Annotated in this window: 17 protein-coding genes; 8 read left to right on the forward strand and 9 right to left on the reverse strand. The window is 35.3% G+C overall.

Annotated elements, in window-relative coordinates:
* The first annotated feature begins 11 nt into the window (after positions 1 to 11).
* Entirely contained in the window at positions 12 to 1,316 is a 1,305-nt protein-coding gene (gene argH, locus B5X62_RS04880) for an argininosuccinate lyase (protein ID WP_079666276.1), read from the forward strand.
* On the opposite strand, the gene B5X62_RS04885 is transcribed toward argH, so the two are convergent.
* On the reverse strand, positions 1,313 to 1,768 hold the full coding sequence (locus B5X62_RS04885; RefSeq protein ID WP_079666277.1) for an Lrp/AsnC family transcriptional regulator: 456 nt from the start codon (positions 1,766 to 1,768) through the stop codon (positions 1,313 to 1,315). The genes argH and B5X62_RS04885 overlap by 4 nt on opposite strands.
* Positions 1,769 to 2,008: 240 nt before the next feature.
* On the opposite strand from B5X62_RS04885, the gene B5X62_RS04890 reads away from it, so the two are divergent.
* From B5X62_RS04890 to carB, 4 genes are all read left to right on the forward strand, one after another.
* Complete coding sequence (locus B5X62_RS04890) at positions 2,009 to 2,899, forward strand: aspartate carbamoyltransferase catalytic subunit (RefSeq protein ID WP_079666278.1); 891 nt, start codon at positions 2,009 to 2,011, stop codon at positions 2,897 to 2,899.
* Between the two features lie 167 nt (positions 2,900 to 3,066).
* Positions 3,067 to 4,149, forward strand: a complete 1,083-nt coding sequence (locus tag B5X62_RS04895; RefSeq protein WP_079666279.1) for a carbamoyl phosphate synthase small subunit — start codon at positions 3,067 to 3,069, stop codon at positions 4,147 to 4,149.
* A gap of 2 nt (positions 4,150 to 4,151) precedes the next feature.
* Positions 4,152 to 4,598: an IS200/IS605 family transposase gene (gene tnpA / locus B5X62_RS04900; RefSeq protein WP_079666280.1), complete on the forward strand. Its 447-nt coding sequence runs from the start codon at positions 4,152 to 4,154 to the stop codon at positions 4,596 to 4,598.
* Positions 4,599 to 4,767: 169 nt separating this feature from the next.
* Positions 4,768 to 7,947, forward strand: coding sequence for a carbamoyl-phosphate synthase large subunit (gene carB, locus B5X62_RS04910; protein ID WP_079666282.1), 3,180 nt, complete (start codon positions 4,768 to 4,770; stop codon positions 7,945 to 7,947).
* Between the two features lie 109 nt (positions 7,948 to 8,056).
* Here carB and B5X62_RS04915 read toward each other — a convergent pair whose 3' ends face one another.
* The 6 genes from B5X62_RS04915 to B5X62_RS04940 form a co-directional block, all read right to left on the reverse strand.
* Positions 8,057 to 9,379: a serine hydrolase domain-containing protein gene (locus B5X62_RS04915; RefSeq protein WP_079666283.1), complete on the reverse strand. Its 1,323-nt coding sequence runs from the start codon at positions 9,377 to 9,379 to the stop codon at positions 8,057 to 8,059.
* Positions 9,376 to 9,984: a hypothetical protein gene (locus tag B5X62_RS04920; RefSeq protein WP_079666284.1), complete on the reverse strand. Its 609-nt coding sequence runs from the start codon at positions 9,982 to 9,984 to the stop codon at positions 9,376 to 9,378. The genes B5X62_RS04915 and B5X62_RS04920 overlap by 4 nt, the downstream gene beginning before the upstream one ends.
* A gap of 1 nt (position 9,985) precedes the next feature.
* Complete coding sequence (locus B5X62_RS04925) at positions 9,986 to 10,318, reverse strand: PadR family transcriptional regulator (protein WP_079666285.1); 333 nt, start codon at positions 10,316 to 10,318, stop codon at positions 9,986 to 9,988.
* A 204-nt stretch (positions 10,319 to 10,522) separates the two neighbouring features.
* Positions 10,523 to 11,566 (reverse strand): bifunctional transcriptional activator/DNA repair enzyme AdaA, encoded by a 1,044-nt coding sequence (locus B5X62_RS15730; RefSeq protein ID WP_079666286.1) that lies wholly within the window; start codon positions 11,564 to 11,566, stop codon positions 10,523 to 10,525.
* A 64-nt stretch (positions 11,567 to 11,630) separates the two neighbouring features.
* Positions 11,631 to 13,535, reverse strand: coding sequence for a hypothetical protein (locus B5X62_RS04935; RefSeq protein WP_079666287.1), 1,905 nt, complete (start codon positions 13,533 to 13,535; stop codon positions 11,631 to 11,633).
* Between the two features lie 21 nt (positions 13,536 to 13,556).
* The gene (locus tag B5X62_RS04940) at positions 13,557 to 14,711 is read right to left on the reverse strand and encodes an ABC transporter ATP-binding protein (RefSeq protein ID WP_079666288.1); all 1,155 of its coding nucleotides are present in this window, start codon (positions 14,709 to 14,711) and stop codon (positions 13,557 to 13,559) included.
* A 286-nt stretch (positions 14,712 to 14,997) separates the two neighbouring features.
* Between B5X62_RS04940 and B5X62_RS04945 the strand changes: the two genes are divergently transcribed.
* Together B5X62_RS04945 and B5X62_RS04950 are read left to right on the forward strand one after the other, a co-directional pair.
* Positions 14,998 to 16,767 (forward strand): hypothetical protein, encoded by a 1,770-nt coding sequence (locus tag B5X62_RS04945; protein ID WP_079666289.1) that lies wholly within the window; start codon positions 14,998 to 15,000, stop codon positions 16,765 to 16,767.
* 28 nt (positions 16,768 to 16,795) lie between these two features.
* Entirely contained in the window at positions 16,796 to 20,473 is a 3,678-nt protein-coding gene (locus B5X62_RS04950) for a hypothetical protein (protein WP_079666290.1), read from the forward strand.
* Positions 20,474 to 20,515: 42 nt separating this feature from the next.
* On the opposite strand, the gene B5X62_RS04955 is transcribed toward B5X62_RS04950, so the two are convergent.
* Both B5X62_RS04955 and B5X62_RS04960 read right to left on the reverse strand, forming a co-directional pair.
* Positions 20,516 to 20,959, reverse strand: coding sequence for a hypothetical protein (locus tag B5X62_RS04955; RefSeq protein ID WP_079666291.1), 444 nt, complete (start codon positions 20,957 to 20,959; stop codon positions 20,516 to 20,518).
* A gap of 96 nt (positions 20,960 to 21,055) precedes the next feature.
* On the reverse strand, positions 21,056 to 21,361 hold the full coding sequence (locus tag B5X62_RS04960; protein WP_079666292.1) for a hypothetical protein: 306 nt from the start codon (positions 21,359 to 21,361) through the stop codon (positions 21,056 to 21,058).
* Positions 21,362 to 21,508: 147 nt separating this feature from the next.
* Here B5X62_RS04960 and B5X62_RS04965 point away from each other — a divergent pair, with 147 nt between their 5' ends.
* Entirely contained in the window at positions 21,509 to 23,905 is a 2,397-nt protein-coding gene (locus B5X62_RS04965) for an alpha/beta hydrolase family protein (protein WP_079666293.1), read from the forward strand.
* Positions 23,906 to 23,960 lie beyond the last annotated feature (55 nt).

Consider the following 23,960-nt stretch of genomic DNA (forward strand, 5'->3'; position numbering starts at 1 on the left):
TAAGAAACAAAATGAAAAAAATTTGGCAGAAAGACCAATCCAAAACAGACGATTTAGTCAACAAATTTACTGTTGGTAAGGATTTGGATTTTGATGACCGTTTAGCAAAATACGACGTCATCGGCTCGATGGCGCACTGCAAAATGTTAGCAGAAGTTGGTTTGATTTCTTATGAAGAATCAACGGCGATGCTAAAGGTTTTAGATTCTATTTTAGAAGACATTAATGCTGGTAATTTCGAAATCGATAAGTCAGCAGAGGATATACATTCCCAAGTGGAAGCGATTTTAATAGAAAAATTAGGCGACACAGGAAAGAAAATTCACACCGCAAGATCACGTAACGATCAAGTTTTGTTGGACATCAAATTATATTTGCAACAAGAGATTCGCGAGATTTCTGCTTTGGTGGATACCTTGTTCCAAACTTTGATTTCGTTAGCAGAACAACATCAAAAGGTGTTAGTGCCGGGTTATACGCATTTTCAAATTGCGATGCCTTCGTCTTTTGGATTGTGGTTTGGCGCTTATGCAGAATCGCTTTTAGATGATGTAGAATTGTTGTTGTCGGTTAAGAATATCATTAACAAAAATCCGTTGGGTTCAGCAGCAGGTTATGGTTCGTCATTCCCGATTGATAGAGCAAGTACAACTTCCAAATTAGGTTTTATTTCCATGAATCATAATTCGGTTTATGCACAAATGACACGCGGAAAATCGGAGAAATTATTAGCGTCCGCTTTGTCAGTTTTAGCAGGAACTTTAAGCAAATTCAGTTATGATGTTTGTTTATATTTAAGTCAAAATTTTGATTTTATTAGCTTTCCAAAAGAGTTTACGACAGGTAGTAGCATTATGCCACACAAGAAAAATCCTGATATTTTTGAGTTGGTAAGAGCGCGTTGCAATCGTATACAATCGCTTCCGAATGAGTTGATTTTGTTGACTAATAATTTGCCGTCGGGTTATCATCGTGATATGCAGTTGACAAAAGAAATTTTGTTCCCAGCAATCGATTCTTTAAAGGAATGTTTAGAAATTCTTAATTACACGCTTCCAAATATCCAAGTTAAAGACGGGATTTTAGAAGATGAAAAATACAAATATCTTTTCAGTGTTGAGAAGATTAATGAAGAAGTAAAAGCTGGTGCGTCTTTCCGAGATGCTTATGTAAGTGTCGGGAATGCCATTGAAAATCAAGAATTCGATTACGATATCAAAGATCTCCAACACAGCCACCAAGGCAGTATCGGAAATCTTTGTTTAGATGAAGTTGCGCACCAATTCCATAAGATTGCTACGAAACTTCAAGCTTAGTCAAGTTTGAAAGTAGTAGTTTTCTTTACTTCATGCAGTACAATAGAACTGTGATACAAGCCGATATTCGGTGAATTTGATATGACATTAACAGCGAAGTCGTTGTAAGAGTTGATGTCTTTTGCGATAATTTTTAACATATAGTCGTACTCACCAGAAAGACTCGTGATTTCTTGCACTTCATCGAATTTTTCGATGTGTTCTTCAAAGGCTTCCAAAGCTTTTTTGGATTGTTCTTTCAGTCGAATGTTGCAATAGACGATGATGTTGAGACCGAGCTTTTCGCGGTTAAGTAGAGCAACATATTTTTCGATGACTTTTTGTTTTTCGAGTTGCTTGATACGCTCGTAAGTTGGCGTGAAGGTAAGTCCAATCCTCTCCGAGATTTCTTTCACTGATAATGTAGAATCTTGTTGAAGAATACTTAGAATCATTCTGTCTTTAGCATCCATGATTTATGATTTTTAACAAAAATATAAAAATTGTTAAGAAAAACAACGAGATGATAAAAAATGTTAAAAAGTCTAAAAAATATTTTTGAGAATTAATAGAAAAGTCTATCTTTGCAGTTAATGAAAAAAGCATTATTGATATCATTAGATTTACCGGGCGTAAGCGCTCTTTACGATATTTTTAATTAAAAGCGAGGATTGTTGTCCTCGCTTTTTTTGTGCTCAAAACTCAAAATAAAGATGTTTAATATTACACAACTTAGCCAAGAAAAGATTAACAAGATTATCCAAGATGCCTTGGAAATCGCAGGTGGGAAAAGCTTCAAAGCCAAGCAAGATATTTTTGTATCGAATTTGTTTTTTGAAGATAGTACAAGAACGAAAACTAGTTTTGACATCGCAGAGCGAAAGTTAGGACTTAAAGTAGTTCCGTTTGATGCGTCGCACAGTTCGGTTAACAAAGGCGAAAGTCTTTACGACACTGTCAAGACAATCGAAAGTTTGGGCGTTAACTTGGTGGTGATTCGTCACAAACAAGATCGCTTTTATGAAGATTTAAAAAATATCAACATTCCGATTATCAACGCAGGCGACGGAACGGGAAATCATCCATCGCAATGCATGTTGGATTTGGTGACAATTTTCCAAGAATTTGGAAAATTTGAAGGCCTTAAAGTTGGGATTGTTGGTGATGTTAAACACAGTAGAGTAGCCAACTCCAACGCCGAAGCTCTGCGGAAATTAGGAGCAAAAGTTTACTTCTCAGGACCATCAAAATGGTTTGATGAAGGCGCTATTATTAACGGAACTTTCTTAGCTTTTAATGAATTAGTAAAAGAAGTTGATGTGTTAATATTGTTGAGAATTCAACACGAAAGACATGAAAATAAACATGGATTTTCGGCAGAAGAATATCACAAAAAATATGGTTTAACCAAAGAACGTGAAAAATTAATGAAACCAAACGCCATCATCATGCATCCAGCGCCAATTAACAGAGGTGTTGAGATTGATACAGATTTGGTAGAATGCGAACGTTCGAGGATTTTTAAACAAATGGAAAACGGCGTTTACGCAAGAATGGCAATTCTAAAAGACGCTTTGGAACAAAAAGGATTTGAGTTTGAATAAAAGACAATAAGATTTGAGATTTCAGATATCAGACAAATAAAGTCTAAAATCTGATGTCTAATGCTTAATGTTTAAAAAATAGAAAAGACAATAAGATATGAGATTTCAGATATCAGACAAATAAAGTCTAAAATCTGATGTCTAATATCTAACATCTAATAAATAAAATGAAAAAGAAATTAATATTAGAATCGGGTGAAGTATTCCACGGAACGGGTTTCGGAGCCAATTTGGATACCGATGGAGAAGTGGTTTTCAACACAGGAATGACAGGTTATCAAGAGTTGATTTCTGACCCATCGTACTGCGGACAAATCGTTTGTATGACGTATCCGTTAATCGGAAATTACGGAATCAACCGCGATGATTATGAAAGTATCGAACCTGCAATTAAAGGTTTAATTGTTAAAGAAGTTTGCGATTTACCATCGAATTTCAGAACACAAATGGATTTGGATGAGTTTTTCCAAAAGAAAAATTTAAGCGGAATTGCTGGAATAGACACCAGAAAACTAACAAGAATTCTTCGTAACAAAGGTGTTGTAAAAGGAAAGATTGTTAACGCTGATGCTGATGAAGCTGCAGTAATTTCCGAATTAAAAGGAACAAACTTCCCAACCAACCAAGTGGAAATGGTTTCTACAAAAACACCTTACGCTGCTCCAGGAAGAGGATTGAAAGTTGTTTTGGTAGATTTCGGTTCTAAATTGGGAATTATCCGTGAGCTTTCTCAAAGAGATTGCGACATCACGGTGGTTTCTCAGGATACAACAGCGGAAGAAATTCTTTTGATGGATCCAGACGGCGTGATGCTTTCTAACGGTCCTGGTGATCCAGAAGATGTTCCTCATGCGTTGGAAATGATTCGCGGAATTTTGGGAAAAGTTCCAATTTTCGGAATCTGTTTAGGACATCAATTAATTGCTTTGGCTTGTGGCGCGAAAACTTTTAAATTAAAATTCGGACACAGAGGTGGAAATCATCCAGTTTTAGATTTGGAAAAAAATATGGTGGCGATAACTTCTCAAAATCATGGTTACGCAGTTGACCAAGATTCTTTGAAAAATACAGATTTAATAGAAACGCACATTGCTCTTAACGACAGAACCAACGAAGGTGTTAAACACAAAATCCACCCTTGTTTCTCTGTACAATATCATCCAGAAGCAAGTCCAGGTCCAGAAGACGCGAATTATTTGTTTGATGAGTTTATTGAGTTGATGTATCAATATAAAAATGTAACAGTTTAATAATGTCAACATTCCGACAAATATATTATCAAATCGTATTTAGCACAAAGCACAGAAAACCTGCTTTGGATATTGAACACGAGGAGGAACTTTACAAATATATCTGGGGAATTTTGAAAAATAATAACTGTAAACTTTATCGTATTAATGGAATGCCAGACCACATTCATATTTTCACCGACTTACATCCGTCAATTGCGCTAAGTGATTTGGTTCGAGATATTAAAGTTGCAAGTAATTTATGGATGAAACAAAGTGGTTTGTTTCCAGAATTTGAAGAATGGCAAAGCGGATATGGTGCTTTTACTTATTCTGAAAATGAGAAAGATGCGGTAATAAATTATATTAAAAATCAGAAAACTCATCATCAAAAAGAAAATTTTGAAACTGAATATAAAAATCTTTTAAAGGATAATGGGATTGAATTTGATGATAAATTTTTGTGGTAAAATTTGCCATAGGTAAAAACCTAAGGCTATTAAAATTCAGCCGCTTCGCGGCTGCCCACGATGTCAAAGGCGAGCCACGAAGTGGCTCAACAACAATAGCCATGGATGAAATTCATGGAAATTTAACAACAATAACCACGAACCAATCCGTGGTCATAAAAAGAAAAAAATGAAAAGAAACGACATAAAAACCATCCTAGTTATCGGTTCCGGTCCCATCATCATCGGTCAGGCTGCCGAATTCGATTATGCGGGAACTCAGGCTTGTCTTTCCTTGAAGGAAGAGGGCTACAAAGTTATTTTGATCAACTCCAATCCGGCGACGATTATGACGGATGTGGAAATCGCAGATAAAGTGTATATCGAGCCGATTTCGCTTCAATTTGTGAGTCATATCATCAGAAAAGAGCGTCCAGATGCGCTTCTTCCGACTTTGGGAGGACAAACTGGACTGAATATGGCGGTTGAATTAGAAAAATCTGGAATTCTTGAAGAATGCAAAGTTGAAGTTCTTGGAACAAAGCTTTCTGCGATTAACAGAGCGGAAGACAGAGATTTGTTCCGTGAATTGATGCGAGAATTAAATGAGCCAGTTCCAGATTCGGATATTGTACACACAGTTGAAGAATCGGTGGCTTTTGCGAATAGAATCGGTTATCCTGTTATCGTTCGTCCAGCCTTTACAATGGGTGGAACAGGCGGTGGAATCGCTTCAAACGAAACAGAATTAAGAGAAATTTCCGAGTTAGGACTTAAATATTCTCCAGTAACACAATGTCTGATTGAAAAATCAATCGCTGGTTATAAAGAGATTGAATACGAAGTAATGCGTGATGCCAACGACAATGCGATTGTGGTTTGTAACATGGAAAACATAGACCCTGTGGGCGTTCATACGGGAGATTCCATTGTTGTGGCGCCTTCTCAGACACTTTCGGATAGAGAATATCAGTTGTTGAGAAATGCTTCATTAAAAATCATCAGAGCCTTAGGAATTGAAGGTGGTTGCAACGTTCAGTTGGCTTTAGACCCGCATTCATTCAATTATTATATCATCGAAGTAAATCCAAGAGTTTCTCGTTCATCGGCTTTGGCATCGAAAGCGACAGGTTATCCGATTGCGAAAATCGCTGCGAAAATTGCAGTTGGTTTAACACTTGACGAAATCATGAATCCAGTTACAGGAACATCTTACGCTTGTTTCGAGCCTGCTTTAGATTATGTCGTAACGAAGTTCCCAAGATTCCCATTCGATAAGTTTGAAACAGCTGATAGAAGACTTTCAACACAAATGAAAGCAACGGGCGAAGTAATGGCAATCGGAAGAAATTTCGAGGAATCTTTACAAAAAGCGATTCGTTCTTTGGAAACAGGAATTCGTCATATCGGACTTAAAACCAAACAAGCAGAAGCTTTAACAGCGGAAGAAATCGAAAGAAGAATCCGAGTTTGTGATGATGAAAGATTATTCATCATTGGTGATGCTTTGCGAAGAGGTTACGATTGGGAAACGATTGTAGAATGGAGTAAAATTGATAAATTCTTTATTTGGAAAATCAAAAAACTAATCGATTTTGAAACCACAATTAAAGAAAATAAATTCAATAAAGATATTTTACTTGAAGCCAAAAAATTAGGTTTCGCAGACTTAAATATCGCTCATCTTTGGGGAGTTACACAACGTGAAATTTTCGATTTCAGAAAAGAAAACGGAATTATGCCAGTTTACAAAATGGTGGACACTTGCGCAGCAGAATTTGAGTCGGAGACGCCTTATTTCTACGGAACTTACGAAGACGAAAACGAAAGTGTAGTTTCAGACAAAAAGAAAATTATCGTTTTGGGTTCTGGGCCAATACGTATCGGCCAAGGTGTGGAATTCGATTATGCGACGGTGCATTCGGTTTGGGCGATTAAAGAAATGGGTTACGAGGCGATTATCATCAACAACAATCCAGAAACGGTTTCTACAGACTTCTCAATTTCGGATAAGCTTTATTTCGAACCTTTAACGGAAGAAGATGTGATGAACATCATCGAACTTGAAAAACCAACAGGAGTTGTGGTACAATTTGGTGGTCAAACGGCGATTAATTTAGCTGATAAATTGGCTGCTCACGGTGTACAAATTTTAGGAACAACACTTGAAGACATCGACAGAGCCGAAAACAGAGATAAATTTGAAAAAGCGCTTCAAGACTTACAAATTCCGCAACCTTTAGGAAAAACTTCGACTTCAAAAGAAGAAGCAATTGTGATTGCAAACGAAATTGGATATCCAGTTTTGGTGCGTCCGAGCTACGTTTTGGGAGGTCGTGCGATGGAAATCGTTTACAACGAAACCGAGTTGGCGCATTATATGGAAAACGCGGTGGAAGCGAGTCCAGAGCACCCAGTTTTGGTCGATCGATATTTAACAGGAAAAGAAGTTGAAGTTGATGCAATTTGCGACGGCGAAACGGTGATTATTCCAGGAATTATGGAGCATATCGAAAGAGCGGGAGTTCACTCAGGAGACTCGATTGCGGTGTATCCTCCACAAAATTTGAATCAAAAACAAATCGATACTTTAGTTGATTATACTCAAAGATTGGCAAAAGGTTTGAAAATCGTCGGATTGATGAACATTCAGTACGTTATTTCGGACGGCGAAGTTTATGTCATCGAAGTGAATCCACGTTCATCGAGAACAGTTCCTTTCTTGTCTAAAATTACGGATGTTCCGATGGCAAAATTGGCTACCAAAGCAGTTTTAGGAGCGAAACTAACCGATTTAGGATTTAAAAATGGTTTGGTTCCAAATAAAGAAGGCGTTTTCGTGAAAGTTCCAGTTTTCTCTTTCTCAAAATTAACGAAAGTGGACATCTCTTTAGGCCCAGAAATGAAGTCGACAGGAGAAGTAATGGGTAAAGATTCTACACTCGAAAAAGCTTTGTACAAAGGATTAATCGCGGCGGGAAGAAAAGTTCCGACGCACGGTTCTATTTTGTTTACAGTTGCTGATAACGATAAAAAAGAAGCCGTGGAATTGGCAAGAAGATTTAACGATGTAGGTTTCAGAATTTGGGCAACCGAAGGAACTGCAAAATTCTTCGAAGAGCACGGCGTTCCAACGAAAATCGGTTACAAAATCGGAGAAGAAGACGTTAACTTGATTGATTTAATTCAAAAAGGAAAAGTTCAATATGTTGTAAACACGACTACCAAAGGAAAACAAGCCGAAAGAGACGGTTTCCAAATCCGTAGAATGAGCGTTGAAAACGGCGTTCCTTGTTTAACATCAATGGATACTGTAGAAGCCATTTTGAAGGTTATCGAAAGCATGAGTTTTAAAATGTTGGCGATGTAAAATAAAAAACTTAAACCCTTTCAGAGTTCTAAACTCTGAAAGGGTTATTTAAAATTAAAGCCTCACAGAAAAATCTGTGAGGCTTTTTTGTTTTAATAAAAATAACAATTTATTCTTTCATAAAATTAAATTCACCGCCGCCTTGTTTTAATGTCATTTTCTTTTCAGTTGGTTTAAATTCTAAAACGACACCAACTTTATCAAATCTAAAAACATCTTTTTCGGAAGCATCTAACGGAAAAGCATTTTGTCCCGTTGCCTGCGCCATCAGAACATTATCTTTAACCGAAATTGTGATTTTTAAAGGGATTTGCGGCGAAGAATATGTCCCAATATATTGATTGAGTTCTTCAGGTTTTACTTGATAAATTTTAAAATTTGGAATCTCAAAATCTTTATTGTAAACCGCACTCAGAACAGCAATTGCAATATTATTATTGTTATAATTGGATGCGTTTGACGTTAATGCAAATGACACGTCATCTTGATCAAAATGTGTGAAACTACTTGTGAAACCATCTATTCCACCAGTATGTCCATAGCCTTTGAAATCATAAAAAGGAAACTGGAAAAGTCCATTTCCAATACCATCTTTAATTGTTTTCATGAAATCTAAATCTTTTTCAGAAACCAATTTTCCGCCAAAAAGTGCATTGCTAAACGCAACCAAATCCGAAGGCGTCGATTCTATTCCGCCAGCGCCTAAAGGAATCGACATGTCAGTTTCTGCTTCCTCTTTCCATTCGTTATTTTTTGGTAAATATGATTTTGCTTCGTTATTTTTAGGATTTATTTTACCACCGAAATAGGTGTTTTTTAAGTTTAAAGGCGTCGTAATATATTCTTTTAACAATGCAGAATAATCTTTTTTGAAAACTTTTTGCAAAATAAATGAAAGCAAAACAAAGTTAGAATTGCTATAAGAAGTCTTCGTATCTGGCTCGAAATCACTGCCATTTTTCGCAATAATTTCTAACAAATCTTTCTCGGTTTTTGCTTGTGTGTTCCACTCATAATAGCTGTTGCCATCAGTAAAATTGAAAATTCCACTTCTATGATTTAACAACATCTGAATCGTAATTTTTTCGGCATTAATGATATTTGGATAAAACTTGCTGAGCTTGTCATTAAGATTTAATTTATTCTTATCAATAGCTTTGAGAACGAGAACGGTGGTGAATGTTTTAGAAATCGATCCAATGCGATATTTGGTGTTTTCGTTCGTTTTTTGCTTGGTTGCGACATCAGCAAAACCGATTGTTTTGGTGTAAATTAACTTTCCGTTTTTAGAAAGTGCGACGCTTCCCATGAATTTGTTATTCGTTTCTAAATTCTCAAAATATTGATTAAGTTTTTCAGAATTAAAACTTTGAGAAAAAATACTTGTCGACGCTACAAGCGACACAAGCGTGATGATGTGTTTGTTTTTCATCTTAATTTGATGTTTATGGTCTTTTTTAATCTTAATAATAAAGTGATGATGACAAATGAAATGACGGTCAAAACAATCATAACAGGTATGAATAAATTGCCTAATTGTTCGTATTGACCGTAATTTTCAGTAGACGAACTTATCTTTCCTAAAACAAAAATATCTCTTGCATTATAGAAGAATCCAACGTTTTCGGGATCAAATATTTTAGCGAAAATTAAAAATATAAATGCGAATAATAACAGATATAAAATGAAGAACAAAACATACGAAAATCCGTTGCCTAGATTAAGAATTAAAGCTTTTAAAATCTTAATAGGATTAAATGTTTTCGTTGATTCTTCAAGTTTTTTTTGAGCCACCAATTCTTTAAGAAAGACTTCTGGTTGTCCGATTTTTTCTAAAATATTTAGAAGTTTTTCAACATCATTTGTTTCAGAATTATCGTTTTGGAAACTCTCAAAAATATGACTGTTAACTTCCATTAAAATCTCTTCTCTATTATTTGAGGCGAGTATTTTTGTTGTATTCTGAATGCGCAAAATGTAATCTTTGTAGATTCTTTTCGCATTGCTATCGGCGAATTCTATTTCTTTAAATTTCATATTAAATTTTTTCGATGGTGTTGTTCAGTTGTGTCCAGTATGATTTCATTTCTTGAATGGTGTTTTTTCCAAGATTTGTTATTTCATAATACTTTCGCGGAATTCCAGATTCTTGTTCTATCCAAACTGCAGTCACTAAATTTTCGGTTTTTAAACGATTTAGCAAAGGATACAAAGTTCCTTCAGCAATATCTGTTTCCGTTTGCTTTTTGATTTCGTTGATTAAATCATAGCCGTAATATTGCTTTCCGTCTTTTAAAACAGAGAGAACCAAAAACGACAACGTCCCTTTTTTGAGTTGAGAAATCCACTTGTTGATAAATTCTTCATTCATGTTTCAAATATAAAACAAAATACATTGTTATACTATGTATTTTGTTTTAATTTTTAAATTCATCTTTCTTGATTAAAATAAAAAAGCCCTCGTAGAAGTCTACAAGAGCAATTTTTATGTTTAATATTTTTTAATGATCATGTCAATTCGCCTAGATATTAGTAAGTTTAATGTTGCTAATTGAAAACGATTGCTTGTTTAGGTTTAAAAAAGAATCGCTTTTTCGAGTTCTAATAATTTTTGTTTGCGCCAGATGCCGCCGCCGTAACCTGTTAGTTTTCCGTTGCTTCCGATAACGCGATGGCAAGGTATGATAATCGAAATCTTATTAAGACCGTTAGCATTTGCAACTGCGCGAACGCCTTTTGGATTTCCTAAAATATTGGCTTGTTCCTGATAACTTCTCGTTGTGCCATAAGGAATCGTCCGAAGAACTTCCCAAACTTGCTTCTGAAAATCTGTTCCGACTGGCGATAAAGACACCGAAAAATCTGTTCTTTTGCCTTCGAAATATTCCTTAAGTTCTTTTTCTAAAGTTACAAAATGTGGATTTTCACCTTGGATAATATTCGCATCAAAATGTTTAGAAATTTGTTTTAATTCTGTTGGTAAAGCTTTACGATCAGAAAATTCTAACATGCAAATTCCGTTGCTATCCGCACAAGCAATCATTGTCCCAATCGGGGTTTCGATGCGTTTTAGGTCAATTACTTTTTCCATTTTGGATTGTGTTGGTGACATACCAAATACATTTTTGAAACTTTCATTAAAACCACTCAGACTTTCGTAACCAGAATCCATCGCCGTTTCGATAAGGTTTTCGCCTTGTTGTAATTTTTTGAAAGCCGAATTTATTTTAAACATTCTTTGGAAAGCATGGAAGGTCATCCCGTGGTGTTTTAGAAACCAACGTCGCACATTAGCAGGTTCCAAACCTCGCTTCACCAGATCATAATCTTTAAATTTACGACTTGGATCATTCGATAATTCGTCCAAGAGTTTTTGAATTTCCGTTGGCGTTTGATCTGGATTTTCCAAAGGTTTGCAAACTTTACAAGGTCGATAACCTTTTAAAATCGGATCTTTAGTATTATCAAAAAATTCAACATTCTCAATTTTTGGTTTTCGTGCTGTACAAGTTGGACGACAAAAAATCCCTGTCGTTTTAACCGCCATCCAAAAAACGCCTTCAAAATCAGGGTTTTTATCACAAGAGGCTTGATACATTATCTCGTTGGAAAGTTTCATTTTTTTATTTCAAAATTAAAACAGAACCTACTTTAATTACAACCGAAAAATGAACAAGTATTTTTTATTCGGTTTTGGCTTTCCATTTTCTAAGGACTTTCGTAAAAAAGAAAATAAAAATAAAACCTATAATTAATAATGAAAAACTTGTTATATCCATTCCTAATATTTCTAAAATACCATCACAATTGTAAGCTTCAAACTTATTTTTAGGCAGCGCACGACAAGCATCAATTTGATGTCTACTGGTAATTCCTAGTATAAGTAAGACTAAAGGGACAAAAGTATTAAGACTGATATTAACTGCAATCGAGTTTATAAATTTTGAAAAAGTTTGATTAATACTGACAAACAAAATAGATAATCCGGTTATGAAAAACGTATACATAACAAAATACTCGACAAAATTACCTCCTACTGTAAAATTCACAATAAAGCTCAAAAGTGCGATAAATAACGACAAAACACCAGTTGTAATAATCGCAAATAATAAAGCTCGTAATCCCGTTACACGGAAACTTAAAATAATGGTCGCCAAACAAAATGAAATCCATAGAAACAAATGAATGTATTCCATAAAGAAGTCTTTATTTTTTATCGTATCGACATTTTCTAAAAGCTGTTTTAGGTGATCCGAGTAAAAATAGTAATTGCCTAATCTTTTTTCAAAGAACTTTTCTGGTGACAATTGTTTATTAACTTCAGGATTAAAATCTTTGAGACTTACCGCTGCATCGACCACCTTGCCATCGTGCACAACTGCCGCCGCTGCAACATCAACATCAGCTGCTGCATCAACCGCAGCTTCTGTAGCCGCCGCCACTGCATAATCATTACCAGTATACCTGTATGGATCGTAGATATCATTTCGTTCTGGTTTGTATTTTTTAGTAAAATTAGAAACCTCAAAATTATCAGGATAAAATACTAAATCAGTTAAAGTTTTGGCACCAAGATTCGTTTGTATTTTATATTTTTTTGCAAGTTCAAAAAAAGCATCGAACTGCTTTTCAAAATTTTGTTTGTTTTTAGTGTTTAATAAATCGGCAACTGCTTTATTAACTTTAGCTCGTTTTTGTTGTTGCGTTTCTGATACTTGAGATTCGGTATCGTCAACTATAGTGCCTTCATAATAAGGTGCAAAACTTTCTCCACCTTGATCATAAAAAATTGAGGAATAGTTATAAAAACTTGGCGCAGTGGTCGGAATATACGATGACAAGTCCACAACATTCTTTTTGAAATAGAAAATCTTTTTATCTCTTTCAGTTTTCGTGTAAGCAATTCTTGTCCCGTTGCTTGCTTCTGGTTCAGGTATTAGATATTCGTCATCACTATTTTTTTTAGTGCTAATTTTAGGATAAACCTCAAAATATTGATAAACTCTGTCATAGTTGACAAAATATTTTTTATCTCTTTCAATTTTTTGAATATCTGTTTCGCAATACAAATCAAAAAAAGGTTTTGGATAAAGTCGATTTCCTAAAGTGAAGTCTTCATAATTCTGTGCCAGAAAAGGATAAGTTGTATTAATCAACTCAATATTTTTAGACATTTCTTTATCTGGATAAAGTCGATTAATATTGAGTTTATCCGCAAACATATACGACATATAAAAACTCGTACAGCTAAAAATAATCACAAAATATTGTACAAATTGAAAGAACAATTTGGTGCTCGAGACTGGATAAAAATTTTTGAATGCATTATTCTTAAACATATTAATAAGCCAGCCTACCAACAGTAAAACCGAAATTATTAAATGAATAAAAATAATACCATTCGTAAAATAATCGTCTACTGCACGACTTTTTTGTAAGGTCTCGGGATCGCTGTGCGCGAAAAATCCGATGCCAAAAAATATAAGATGAAATAAGAATGCTAAAGCCAACATCCAGACGATTTTGGTATTCCAAATTGTTGGATAACGCTCTAGTAAATATTGATTGATGCGAGAAATTTTGTTCATTTTGATAAATCTTAAACTACATTAATTAACAAAAAAACGTCTTGTCGATTTTGAAATATTACGGACATACACAACTTCTATGTCGACATTACCAAGAACTGATAGAACTTGCGAAAACTTGGTTTCGATACCAAAATTCGCAATGTAGATACCACCATTGTATTTAAGTTGATGCAAATCCAAAGCGCCAAACAAGCTCAATAACTCTTCGCGACTTGCAGAAGAATCGATCTCAATAATTAGCTGATCGCCAAACTCTTCCGTCGAAGTCTGATGATTGTCTTTGTATTGTCCATTTTTGAGGAAGATAACTTTGTCCGAAATTTTTTCGACTTCATACAGCTGTTGCGAACTAAGGATCAACGCAATCGGATTGTTAACCGAATTACAAATCGCTTTCAGATCTTCCAAAATAACTTGTTGCGCCAAGACATCGAGATTAGCTAAAGGCTCGTCCAATAACAAGATTTCGGGTTGACGAAGTAAGGTTCTGGCCAGTTCGAATCGCATTTTGTAACCTGATGACAACTCGCTCCATTTAAGATGTTTATAATTCCAAAGGCCAAGTCGGGCAATCATCATTAATGTTCGCGTTTCGTTTTCCTCAGGATTGATTCCGTAATTGGAAAGCACGAATTTCAGATTGTCTTTTAGACTTCCGTACCATTTTTCTGTACGTTGGGGGATGTAGATTAATTTGGTTCTGAGATCAAAATCATTAGTCGTTTTATCTTTAAAATTAAAACTAAGACTTCCGTCATTGTACGATAATTCTTTAGCCAAAATCCGCAGTAAAGTGGTTTTACCATTACCATTCTCACCAACCAATCCGTAGACTTGACCTTTACGAATCTGCACCGAAACAGGGCCTAGAGAAAATCGGTTAGAGCCATAAGACTTTTTGATATTTTTAGCTTCTAAAACCGAGTTGTCCGAAGATAATTCTTCAACTTGGATGCTAGCAATTTCATCTAAAAGGCTTTTTGCTTTTTCGATAAGAGTATCAATGTTTGTTGGATTTTTTTCTCGCCAATCGGTTAACTCAATTGCTTTTTGATAAATGGACATCTTCTGAGTATCCATTGCGCAATCTAGTAATTTTCGAAAGCCAAGTTCGGTATCTCGATTGTCAAAAAAGCGAAAAACTTCATTGACGCGTTGCTGGTGTCTGGTCATAAATGATCATTAAGATGTTTTAAAGATAATATTTTAAACGAAGAAATAGACAGAATTTACATTAAGATTCTTGTATATTATTTATAACAAAGAAATTATTTAATTCATAAAAAAACAATTGTTAATTTAATAAATAATCAAAAGTCTGATTAAAAATACATTAATTAAAAATATCTCTGTTTGCAATAGTTGATAAAATATAAACACCTAAAATATATCATATTATTTTTAAATATATTATTTAGTTTATTATATAATTTTGCTGAATTGATAATAATAAACAAATATGAAAAGAAACTTTACGAGTTTTATTTTATTAAGTGCTGTAATGCAGTTAAATGCACAAGTAGGGATTAATACTACTTCTCCCAAAGCCACCTTTGATGTAACAGGAAATCCTGATAGTTTAACAAAAATCGATGGTATAATCGCTCCTCGGTTAACAGGTGTACAACTAAAAGCAAAAGATGCTGCTTACACAGTTGAACAAAAAGCAAGTATTGTATACGTGACTACTGGATTGGTGGCAACTGAGACTAGTCCTAAAACAAGTAATGTAACAACGGAAGGTTACTATTATTTTGATGGTGTGATCTGGCAAAAGTATGCGACAGGTTCATCGATAAATAATATCTGGGTAAGACAAAATGATGATAAAGACATTGCTTTGATCTATCCTCTTGGAAAGGAAACTGAAAGATATAGTCAAAACGGACATAAAATTGTAGATATAGATGATGTATTCTATAAGTCTAGTTCTAGTGATCTTTCTACCGACATCTCAATGAATAGCACCAATGGAAACGACTATTTTTTAAGAAAGATGAAGTCGAGCGATTTTGTAACAAACAATCCTAATCTACCAGAATCTCTACGAAAAGAAGTTACAGTTGTCGACAAAGATGACAATTCTAACTCAACGGGTCGATATTTTCATCAATACGACTTATTACAATCAGCTCCTGACAATACTAGAAATTTCCAATATCTATACACGCAATATAGTGTCGCCGACCACATGGGACAAGGTGAAGTAGGATTCTTGTCGGGATTAGTCTCTAATGGTATCTTGCGAAAATCGTCCAAAGCTAGACGTATTTTCGGAACATATTCGCAGGCAACTTCTTTTTCTGATGAGGAAGTACTCTTCTTAAAAGGCGCATACAATTTTGCGTCTCCAAGAGGGACTGGGAAAATAACGGAAGTCATCGGATCGCATAATTTTGTGTATAATTTTGCGAAAGCAACTTCGTCCGCCATAGATAACGTGTCAGCAACGCTTTCTGAAACATCATTAGACGATAAAAGTACTGGACAAATCCAAGATCTTTATGGTCATAGAATTGTCAATAACGTAACAACTAATCCTGTAACTAACACCTACGGTGAGCGTATCACCTCTACAGTTTCTAATACCGTCAACCACTTTGGTTTGTACATCGATAATATTTCTACGGGAACAAATAAATGGTCTATTTACTCAAACGGAGGAAGTTCATATTTTAAAGATAATGTCGGTATCGGAACGGATGCGCCAAACAAGGCTTTACATGTTAAATCCAGTAGCGATCCGCTACGTCTTGAAGGTTTACAGGAAGGAACAGCAAGTAATGCGCTTTTAGTTGCAGACGCTAACGGTGTTGTTAAAACGATGATGCCAACACAAATGTCAACTATGCCTCAGTATTTTTACGTGCCATCGATAGTTTTGCCAACGTCGTTACTAGATGTGTCAACAAGTAATACCGATGACATCTATTACACTCCGTTAAGCGATACTTATACGGTCAAACTTTATAATATTTACCAAAAGCAGTTTGGGATGGTAGGTGATGTATCGGGAGCGAATCGTACTGCGTTAAGAAGTAATGCCTCTTCTGTTTTAAAAACTTTTGCAAGCTCTGAGTTGGATTACTTTGTTACTTATTTTGATAATTCAGTTTTTGATCCTGCAAGTATTGCTTTATCTCCGGAGGGTGTGTTAACTTATAAGATTATCACAAACTCTAAACCTACCGAAAAGACTTTTATGAATATTGTTTTCAAGGTTAAATAAATTCTCATCTCAATTTAAATGTTTTTTTATGAAGAAAATTTTTAGTTTTCTTACAATATTGTGCATTACACACATTTTTGCTGCAGATTATTATTGGGTTGGCGGATCTGGTAATTGGTCAGATATTAACCATTGGCGTACCACTTCTGGCGGCACATCTTTGCCTTCTGTTATTCCAGGACCAACAGATAATGTGTTTTTTGACGCTAAATCAAATTTTACATCCTCTAGTAAAACCGTTACTATTGATAATACAGCTAATTGTCATAATATTATTTTTTCGGGTAGCGCCATCACGCCGACTTTAACACAAAGTGGCGGTCAAACCTTAAATATCTATGGCTCTAGCGAATGGCAAGCGGGGATGGGTGTTATTAACATCAATATGATCTATTATCGTAATACTGGCAATGCAAAAACAATAAAAAGTAATGCGGTAGTGTCTGGTAATACAGGAACGAAAATCTTGTTTGAGGAAACAAAGTCTATTACTTTATTGGATGATTATCAGGTAGGTTATGAATTATACCATAATGCTGGCACATGGATCACGAATAGTCATCAAGTAAAAATAGACGGACGTTTCTACGCGAACCAAGGAAATACACCGAGAACCATAGAATTTGGAAGTTCTAAAATCTATTTAACAACTTCTAGCCCATATTTTCAAACTAACTCTGCTGTTACAACAATTAATGCTGGGACTTCGCACATCTATTTTACGGGAAGAGTAACATCTAGTAGTTATGGATTAACAGCTTATCAAGGACAGAATTTTTACAATGTTACTTTTGAAGAACAAGCCAATATAAACTTAACAGGTTCTGCAAATTTTAATCAAGTAGAGTTTAAAGGTAATGGAAACATTTCCGGAAACAATACTTTTAAAACTTTGATTTTTGCACCCGCTAAAAACTATATTATTGAAGCTAATAAAAAACAAACTATTACAAATCTCTTTTCTACAAATACCCCCGCTTGCGAAGGATGGACAAGTATATCTTCTAGTAGCAACGCAACAACCACCGAAATAGTTGCAGCTTCTGGTGTTAGTATAATTGCTTCAGGTACGATTCTAAAAAACATTACGACATCGGGAGGCGCTAGCTTTATCGCAAATAACTCGATTGGTGATGGTGTTACAGATGGCTGGCAGATACCGCCAGCTGTAGGACAAGACTTGTATTGGGTAGGTGGATCTGGAAATTGGAACGACCGAATGCACTGGTCTAAAACTTCAGGTGGCACAGGTGGTTATTGCGTTCCGGGACCTTACGATAATACATTTATTGATGGAGGATCAGGCTTTACGCTCAATGATAAAACAATTACATTAGATAAAACTTCGTATACGCGTAATATTAATTTTGCGGGGAGCCAAGTTCCTCCTATACTAACGCAAAAGACAATAGGCTCAAACGAAGAATCACTTAACATATATGGCTCTAGCGAATGGCAAAATGGTATGATCAATATTAACGTCGCTAAAATATTTTATCGAAATACAGGAGAAGCAAAAACGATAAAGAGCAACAATGTAATAACTGGTGCTTTATCCTCAATCATCTATTTTGAAGAAGAAAGTTCTATTAGTTTGCTAGACGATTTTATTGCAAATTATGAGCTTTATCATCAAGCAGGAACATGGACAACTAACAATCATCAAGTTACTATTAATGGACGATTTTACGCAATATATGGTACTAAGCCTAAAGTAATAAATATGGGTAGCTCCAACTTTTATTTACCCTATACGGTCCCATATTTTCAAACAAACTCAAGCTCAACCACGATTAATGCAGGAACGTCACATATACATTTCACTAATACAACGAGCAATAGTTATGGACTTATCGCAGGCGCTAACCAAAGATATTATAATGTGAGCTTTGATAATTCGTCAACGGCTGGATCGATAACTGCACAAACAGGGACAGTTTATTTTAATCAAGTTGAATTTAAAGGAAATGGAACAATCAACGGGAATAATAATTTTTATAACTTAATTTTGGCTCCAACTAAAAACTATAGTTTTCCTGCTGGGGCGACTCAAACAATAACTAATTTATTAAGTGCTTCAACGCCGAAATGTGGTGGCTGGTCAACAATTACTTCTAGCACGCCCGGTAGCTTGGCGAAAATTGAAGCTGCATCTAATGTTACGATTAACGTATCTGGCGTTATCATGCAAGATATATCGGGTGCGGGAGGCGCTATATTTATTGCTCAAAATTCCATTGATAATGGTAATAACAATCCTGGATGGCGATTCCCTACAACAGCTGGTCAAGATCTTTATTGGGTTGGTGGATCTGGTAATTGGAATGATAAAATGCATTGGTCGCAGAGCAGCAATGGAGCGGGAGGTTATTGCGTTCCTGGTCCATCAGACAATACTTTTTTTAATCAAGGATCTGGATTTACGACGGCTAGTAAAGTGGTCGTTCTCGACAATACTGCCTATACAAGAAACATTACATTCTCTGGAAGTGCAGTTCCGCCAACAGTAACGCAAGCCGGCTCTCAAACCCTCAATATCTATGGCTCTAGTGAATGGCAGAACGGAATGGGAACTGTTAACATCAACCGATTGTACTATCGTCATACTGGTGATGCCAAGACTATAAAAAGTAATGATGTAATCTCTGGTAATAACGGCGCTGCTATTTATTTTGAAGAAGAAAATACGATAAGTTTATTAGACAATTACAAAATAGGATATGAGTTGTACCATCAGGCAGGTACATGGATCACTAATAATAATGATGTAACAATTTATGGACGATTTTATGCTAATTATGGAACTAAACCAAGAACGATAACGATGGGGTCATCCAACTTTTATCTCCCAAATAGTTCTCCATATTTTCATACGCATTCTCCTTATGTTACGATAAATGCGGGGACTTCTCAACTAATTTTTACCGGAAATACAACAGCAAGTTATGGTTTATCAACTTATGATGGTCAGCAATTCAATAATGTAATTTTTGAAAGCAGAGCAAACGCATCTATTAATTCGACAAACGGAACGACAAGCTATAATGCTGTTACTTTTAAAGGTAGCGGAAGCATAAAGGGAATTAATAATTTTAAAAATCTAGAATTCTCATCTGGTAAAAGCTATACTCTAGATGCTTCAAAAACTCAAACTATTGAAAATTTGATATTGGGAGGTACGCCATGTGATGTCACTTTTATGCAAAGTAGCATTCCTGGTACGCATGCTAATGTTAATATTACAGGAACAACGACAAAGTTTAATTTTGGAAACCTAAAAGACATTAACGCTTCTGGAAAAGCACTTCATTTTGCTGAACAAAGTACAATCGCTAACCAGAATAATTCTAACATCACGTTTGATCCTTATAATCCTGGATCCTTCTCGGGTTTTGGTCCAGATTGGTTAAAACACAATGTTAATGTGGCGGATCCAACTACTTATATATTGACGACAAATGGTTTCTACGGAAATCTTTACACAACTTATAAATGGTATAAGGTAAATGATGCGCGCTATAATCCTAATGTTAGTATTAGCGATGCTAAGGATATTGATATTCGTAATTTCGGGTCAGGGACTTACCGTGTCGAAGTTAGTTATTCCAATGGGACGCAGGTCACTTGTAAGCTTGCAGAAGAGATATTAATAACGGCGCCAGATCGTGCCTTTGCGAATCCTAATCTCAGAATTAGAGTTAGATAAAAATAAAACAGCCATTCGATAATCGAGTGGCTGTTTGTATTTCTAGTGCTTTCCCTTGCCATTAGAATGGCCTTTATGTTTTCCTTTTTTAGCTTGCTTTTTATAATACTTTTTGTAAGCTTTATAGGTTTTTTCGTTGTTTTTATTTCTGTTATAGAAAGCTACCGGATTTTGACCTTTATAATATTTGTTTTTAAACTTAACATAATTGTCAGCGCCCAAAATTCTTTCAATCTCCGAATAACGATCGGTTCTCCATCTATCTGGATTTGTCCCGTAATAACGATTCCAAGAGTCGTAGTCGGTATAGCGATTATTAAGGGAGAATAATTGATCTTTTTGCGTATTCGATAACAATAGATCAGCGATAACAGTCTGCCAGTTAACATCATTAATACTACTTCTGTATGCATCGTAATATATCGATTGAGATGACGCTAATCCTAGTCCAAACACCAACATCATCATTGTCATTAACTTTTTCATAATTCTAAATTTTAAGTTTTACAAAAAAGAAGTTTCAAGTATTATACCAAAATAAGAAAAGCACATCTGGAAAGGAGTTTGAAGCGGTTTTTAAACTTATTTAAAAGAAGTTATTCTGATCAATCCTTTATGTTCGTGGTACATCATGCAAGTGACAATCCCGTCGCGCTCGCTACAATCTTTGGTCATTTCGTAGCTGACATTTAGTTTTTCACCGTCTTTTTTATCTTTAATTAGTTTATCATTACAAACTAAAAAATCACCTTTTCCTGCAATTCTGATGTAGGTTCCAGTACAATCTCTTACAATGTTTCCAGTTTCAGCTTCATTTTTAACAAGACTTGAGCAAGAAAAAAATGCGCTAAGAGTAACACTACCTAATATTAAATTCTTGATATTCATAATTTAAAATTTTTAATAAAATTAATAAACTTTGATGTTTAGGTTGTCAATAATTAAATTAAATTTTAGAACAGATAAAAAAGCTTTGGCTCATACATTTTTTTAAAAAATCAATTATTCGTATTTTCGAAGGAAATAAATAGTTATATGAAGAATAGATTATCCTTATTGTTTTTGGCGGTTGCTGCACTTGGTTTTGCACAAGAAAATGTCAGCTACCAAAAACCTTCCGCAGAGATTTTGAAGTTAGCAGATTACGATCGTCCACCATCCATTATGATGGATAGCAAACGCGAAACTGTGATTTTGACATACCGTTCTACTTACAAAACTTTGGAAGATCTTAGTCAGGATGAGATGAAGTTAGGAGGACTTAGGATAAATCCTGTGACTAATATTTCGAGTACGATGACGTACTCTAACAACTTAAAAATTAAAAAAGTTAGCGCTAAATCTGAAACCCAAGTTACAGGACTTCCTCAGAATGCACGTTTGGCTTATTTCCAATTGTCACCAGATGAAAAATCTTTGGCATTTACTAATACAACAGCCAAAGGAGTAGAACTTTGGATCGTTGATCTAGCTTCGGCAAGTGCAAAAAAATTAACTTCTGATAATCTGAATGCTAATATGGGATCGCCATATTCGTGGTTTAGAGATTCTAAAGCCTTATTGGTTAATCAATTGTTAGCAAATCGTCCAGCGCTTTTGGATGATAAAAATAATCTTCCGACAGGTCCAACGGTATCGACAAGTGACGGAAAAGTATCTCAAAACAGAACTTATCAAGACCTTCTTAAAAATCCACAAGACGAAAAGAATTTTGAAACTTTAGTAACTTCAGAATTATATAAAGTTAATGTTGATGGGACTTCTAGTTTGTTCAAAAAAGCAGATATGTATGCTGGGCAAAGTTTTTCTCCTAATGGGAAATACGTCAATATTACAACATTACAAAAGCCTTTTTCGTACATCGTTCCTTTGTCTAGATTCCCGATGACAAGCGTTGTGTACGACGAATCTGGCAACGAAATTAAAAAAGTGAATACAATTCCTCTTACGGAGATTATGCCAAAAGGCTTTTCTGCAACGCGTGAAGGGAAACGTAATATGACGTGGCGCTCTGACAAGCCTGCGGTTTTATATTTTGTTCAAGCTTTGGATGGTGGCGATCCAGCGAAAAGTGTGGATTTCAGAGATGAGGTTTTCACGTGGGAAGCGCCTTTTAATACAGAACCAAAATCTTTAGTGAAAGTAAAAGACCGTTTCGCAGGTATCCAATGGGGAGACGACCAACATGCTATCGTTAGTGATTCTTGGTATGATACACGAAATGTCACAACTCAATTTTTGAATCCTTCAACAGGCGATACGAAATTGATTTCAAAACGTAATTTCCAAGATATTTACAGCGATCCAGGAGAGTTTCAAACCAAAAGAAATGAGTTCGGTCGTGATGTTATCGATGTCGAGGCTAACAAGTCTTATCTTTTAGGAGATGGTTTTACAAAAGAAGGACAATTCCCGTTCATTGATTCTTTTGATTGGAATTCTTTGAAAACGACAAGGTTGTACACGTCTAATGTTAAAGACAAGAAAGAAGATTTAATCGATATTCTTAATATTAAAAAGAACGAAATTCTTGTCCGTGAACAATCAAAAAATGAGTACCCGAATTATTATATCAAAAATTTTAAATCAGGAAAATTAACGTCAGTTACACAATTTGCGAATCCTTTTGCAAGTATTAAAGATGTTACTAAAGAAGTAATTCATTACAAAAGAAATGACGGCGTTGACTTAACTGGGACGCTTTATTTACCAGCTGGTTATAACAAAAAAGACAAATTGCCATTGTTGATTTGGGCGTATCCAGAAGAGTTTAAAGATAAAGCAACAGCAGGACAAAACTCTAAAAATCCGAACGAATTTACATTCCCAAGTTATGGATCATTTATCTATTGGGCGGCTAAAGGTTATGCGGTTTTGGATGATGCTTCGTTCCCGATTATTGGTGAAGGCAAAACAGAACCTAATGATACTTTTATCACGCAATTGGTTGCTGATGGAAAAGCAGCAATTGATGCGGTGGATAAATTAGGTTATATCGATAGAAAAAAAGTCGCAGTTGGCGGACACTCTTATGGTGCTTTTATGACAGCAAATCTATTGACGCATTCGGACTTATTCGCTTGTGGTATTGCGAGAAGTGGCGCCTATAACAGAACATTGACGCCTTTCGGTTTTCAAAGTGAACAGCGTAACTATTGGGATGTCCCGAATATCTACAATGAGATGTCACCCTTCATGAATGCTAATAAAATGAAAACACCAATGCTGTTGGTTCATGGTGAGGCAGATAACAATCCTGGGACTTTCACGCTGCAAACAGAGCGTTATTTTCAAGCATTGAAAAACCTTGGTGCGCCAGTTAGAATGGTGTTGTTGCCTAAAGAATCGCACGGTTATGTTGCTAAAGAAAATATTCTTCACCTACTTTGGGAGCAAGATCAGTTTTTAGAAAAATGTTTAAAAACTAAATAAACATCGATTTTAATAACATAAAAAACCATCGGAAGTCCGATGGTTTTTATGTTTT

Source organism: Soonwooa buanensis, from assembly GCF_900167905.1.
In the GTDB taxonomy this organism is placed as follows: Bacteria; Bacteroidota; Bacteroidia; order Flavobacteriales; family Weeksellaceae; genus Soonwooa; species Soonwooa buanensis.

Bases quoted from the DNA above. Each gene is read 5' to 3' on its own strand.
- argH (WP_079666276.1), top strand. From the start codon at position 12: ATGAAAAAAATTTGGCAGAAAGACCAATCCAAAACAGACGATTTAGTC.
- B5X62_RS04885 (WP_079666277.1), bottom strand. From the start codon at position 1,768: ATGGATGCTAAAGACAGAATGATTCTAAGTATTCTTCAACAAGATTCT.
- B5X62_RS04890 (WP_079666278.1), top strand. From the start codon at position 2,009: ATGTTTAATATTACACAACTTAGCCAAGAAAAGATTAACAAGATTATC.
- B5X62_RS04895 (WP_079666279.1), top strand. From the start codon at position 3,067: ATGAAAAAGAAATTAATATTAGAATCGGGTGAAGTATTCCACGGAACG.
- tnpA (WP_079666280.1), top strand. From the start codon at position 4,152: ATGTCAACATTCCGACAAATATATTATCAAATCGTATTTAGCACAAAG.
- carB (WP_079666282.1), top strand. From the start codon at position 4,768: ATGAAAAGAAACGACATAAAAACCATCCTAGTTATCGGTTCCGGTCCC.
- B5X62_RS04915 (WP_079666283.1), bottom strand. From the start codon at position 9,379: ATGAAAAACAAACACATCATCACGCTTGTGTCGCTTGTAGCGTCGACA.
- B5X62_RS04920 (WP_079666284.1), bottom strand. From the start codon at position 9,984: ATGAAATTTAAAGAAATAGAATTCGCCGATAGCAATGCGAAAAGAATC.
- B5X62_RS04925 (WP_079666285.1), bottom strand. From the start codon at position 10,318: ATGAATGAAGAATTTATCAACAAGTGGATTTCTCAACTCAAAAAAGGG.
- B5X62_RS15730 (WP_079666286.1), bottom strand. From the start codon at position 11,566: ATGAAACTTTCCAACGAGATAATGTATCAAGCCTCTTGTGATAAAAAC.
- B5X62_RS04935 (WP_079666287.1), bottom strand. From the start codon at position 13,535: ATGAACAAAATTTCTCGCATCAATCAATATTTACTAGAGCGTTATCCA.
- B5X62_RS04940 (WP_079666288.1), bottom strand. From the start codon at position 14,711: ATGACCAGACACCAGCAACGCGTCAATGAAGTTTTTCGCTTTTTTGAC.
- B5X62_RS04945 (WP_079666289.1), top strand. From the start codon at position 14,998: ATGAAAAGAAACTTTACGAGTTTTATTTTATTAAGTGCTGTAATGCAG.
- B5X62_RS04950 (WP_079666290.1), top strand. From the start codon at position 16,796: ATGAAGAAAATTTTTAGTTTTCTTACAATATTGTGCATTACACACATT.
- B5X62_RS04955 (WP_079666291.1), bottom strand. From the start codon at position 20,959: ATGAAAAAGTTAATGACAATGATGATGTTGGTGTTTGGACTAGGATTA.
- B5X62_RS04960 (WP_079666292.1), bottom strand. From the start codon at position 21,361: ATGAATATCAAGAATTTAATATTAGGTAGTGTTACTCTTAGCGCATTT.
- B5X62_RS04965 (WP_079666293.1), top strand. From the start codon at position 21,509: ATGAAGAATAGATTATCCTTATTGTTTTTGGCGGTTGCTGCACTTGGT.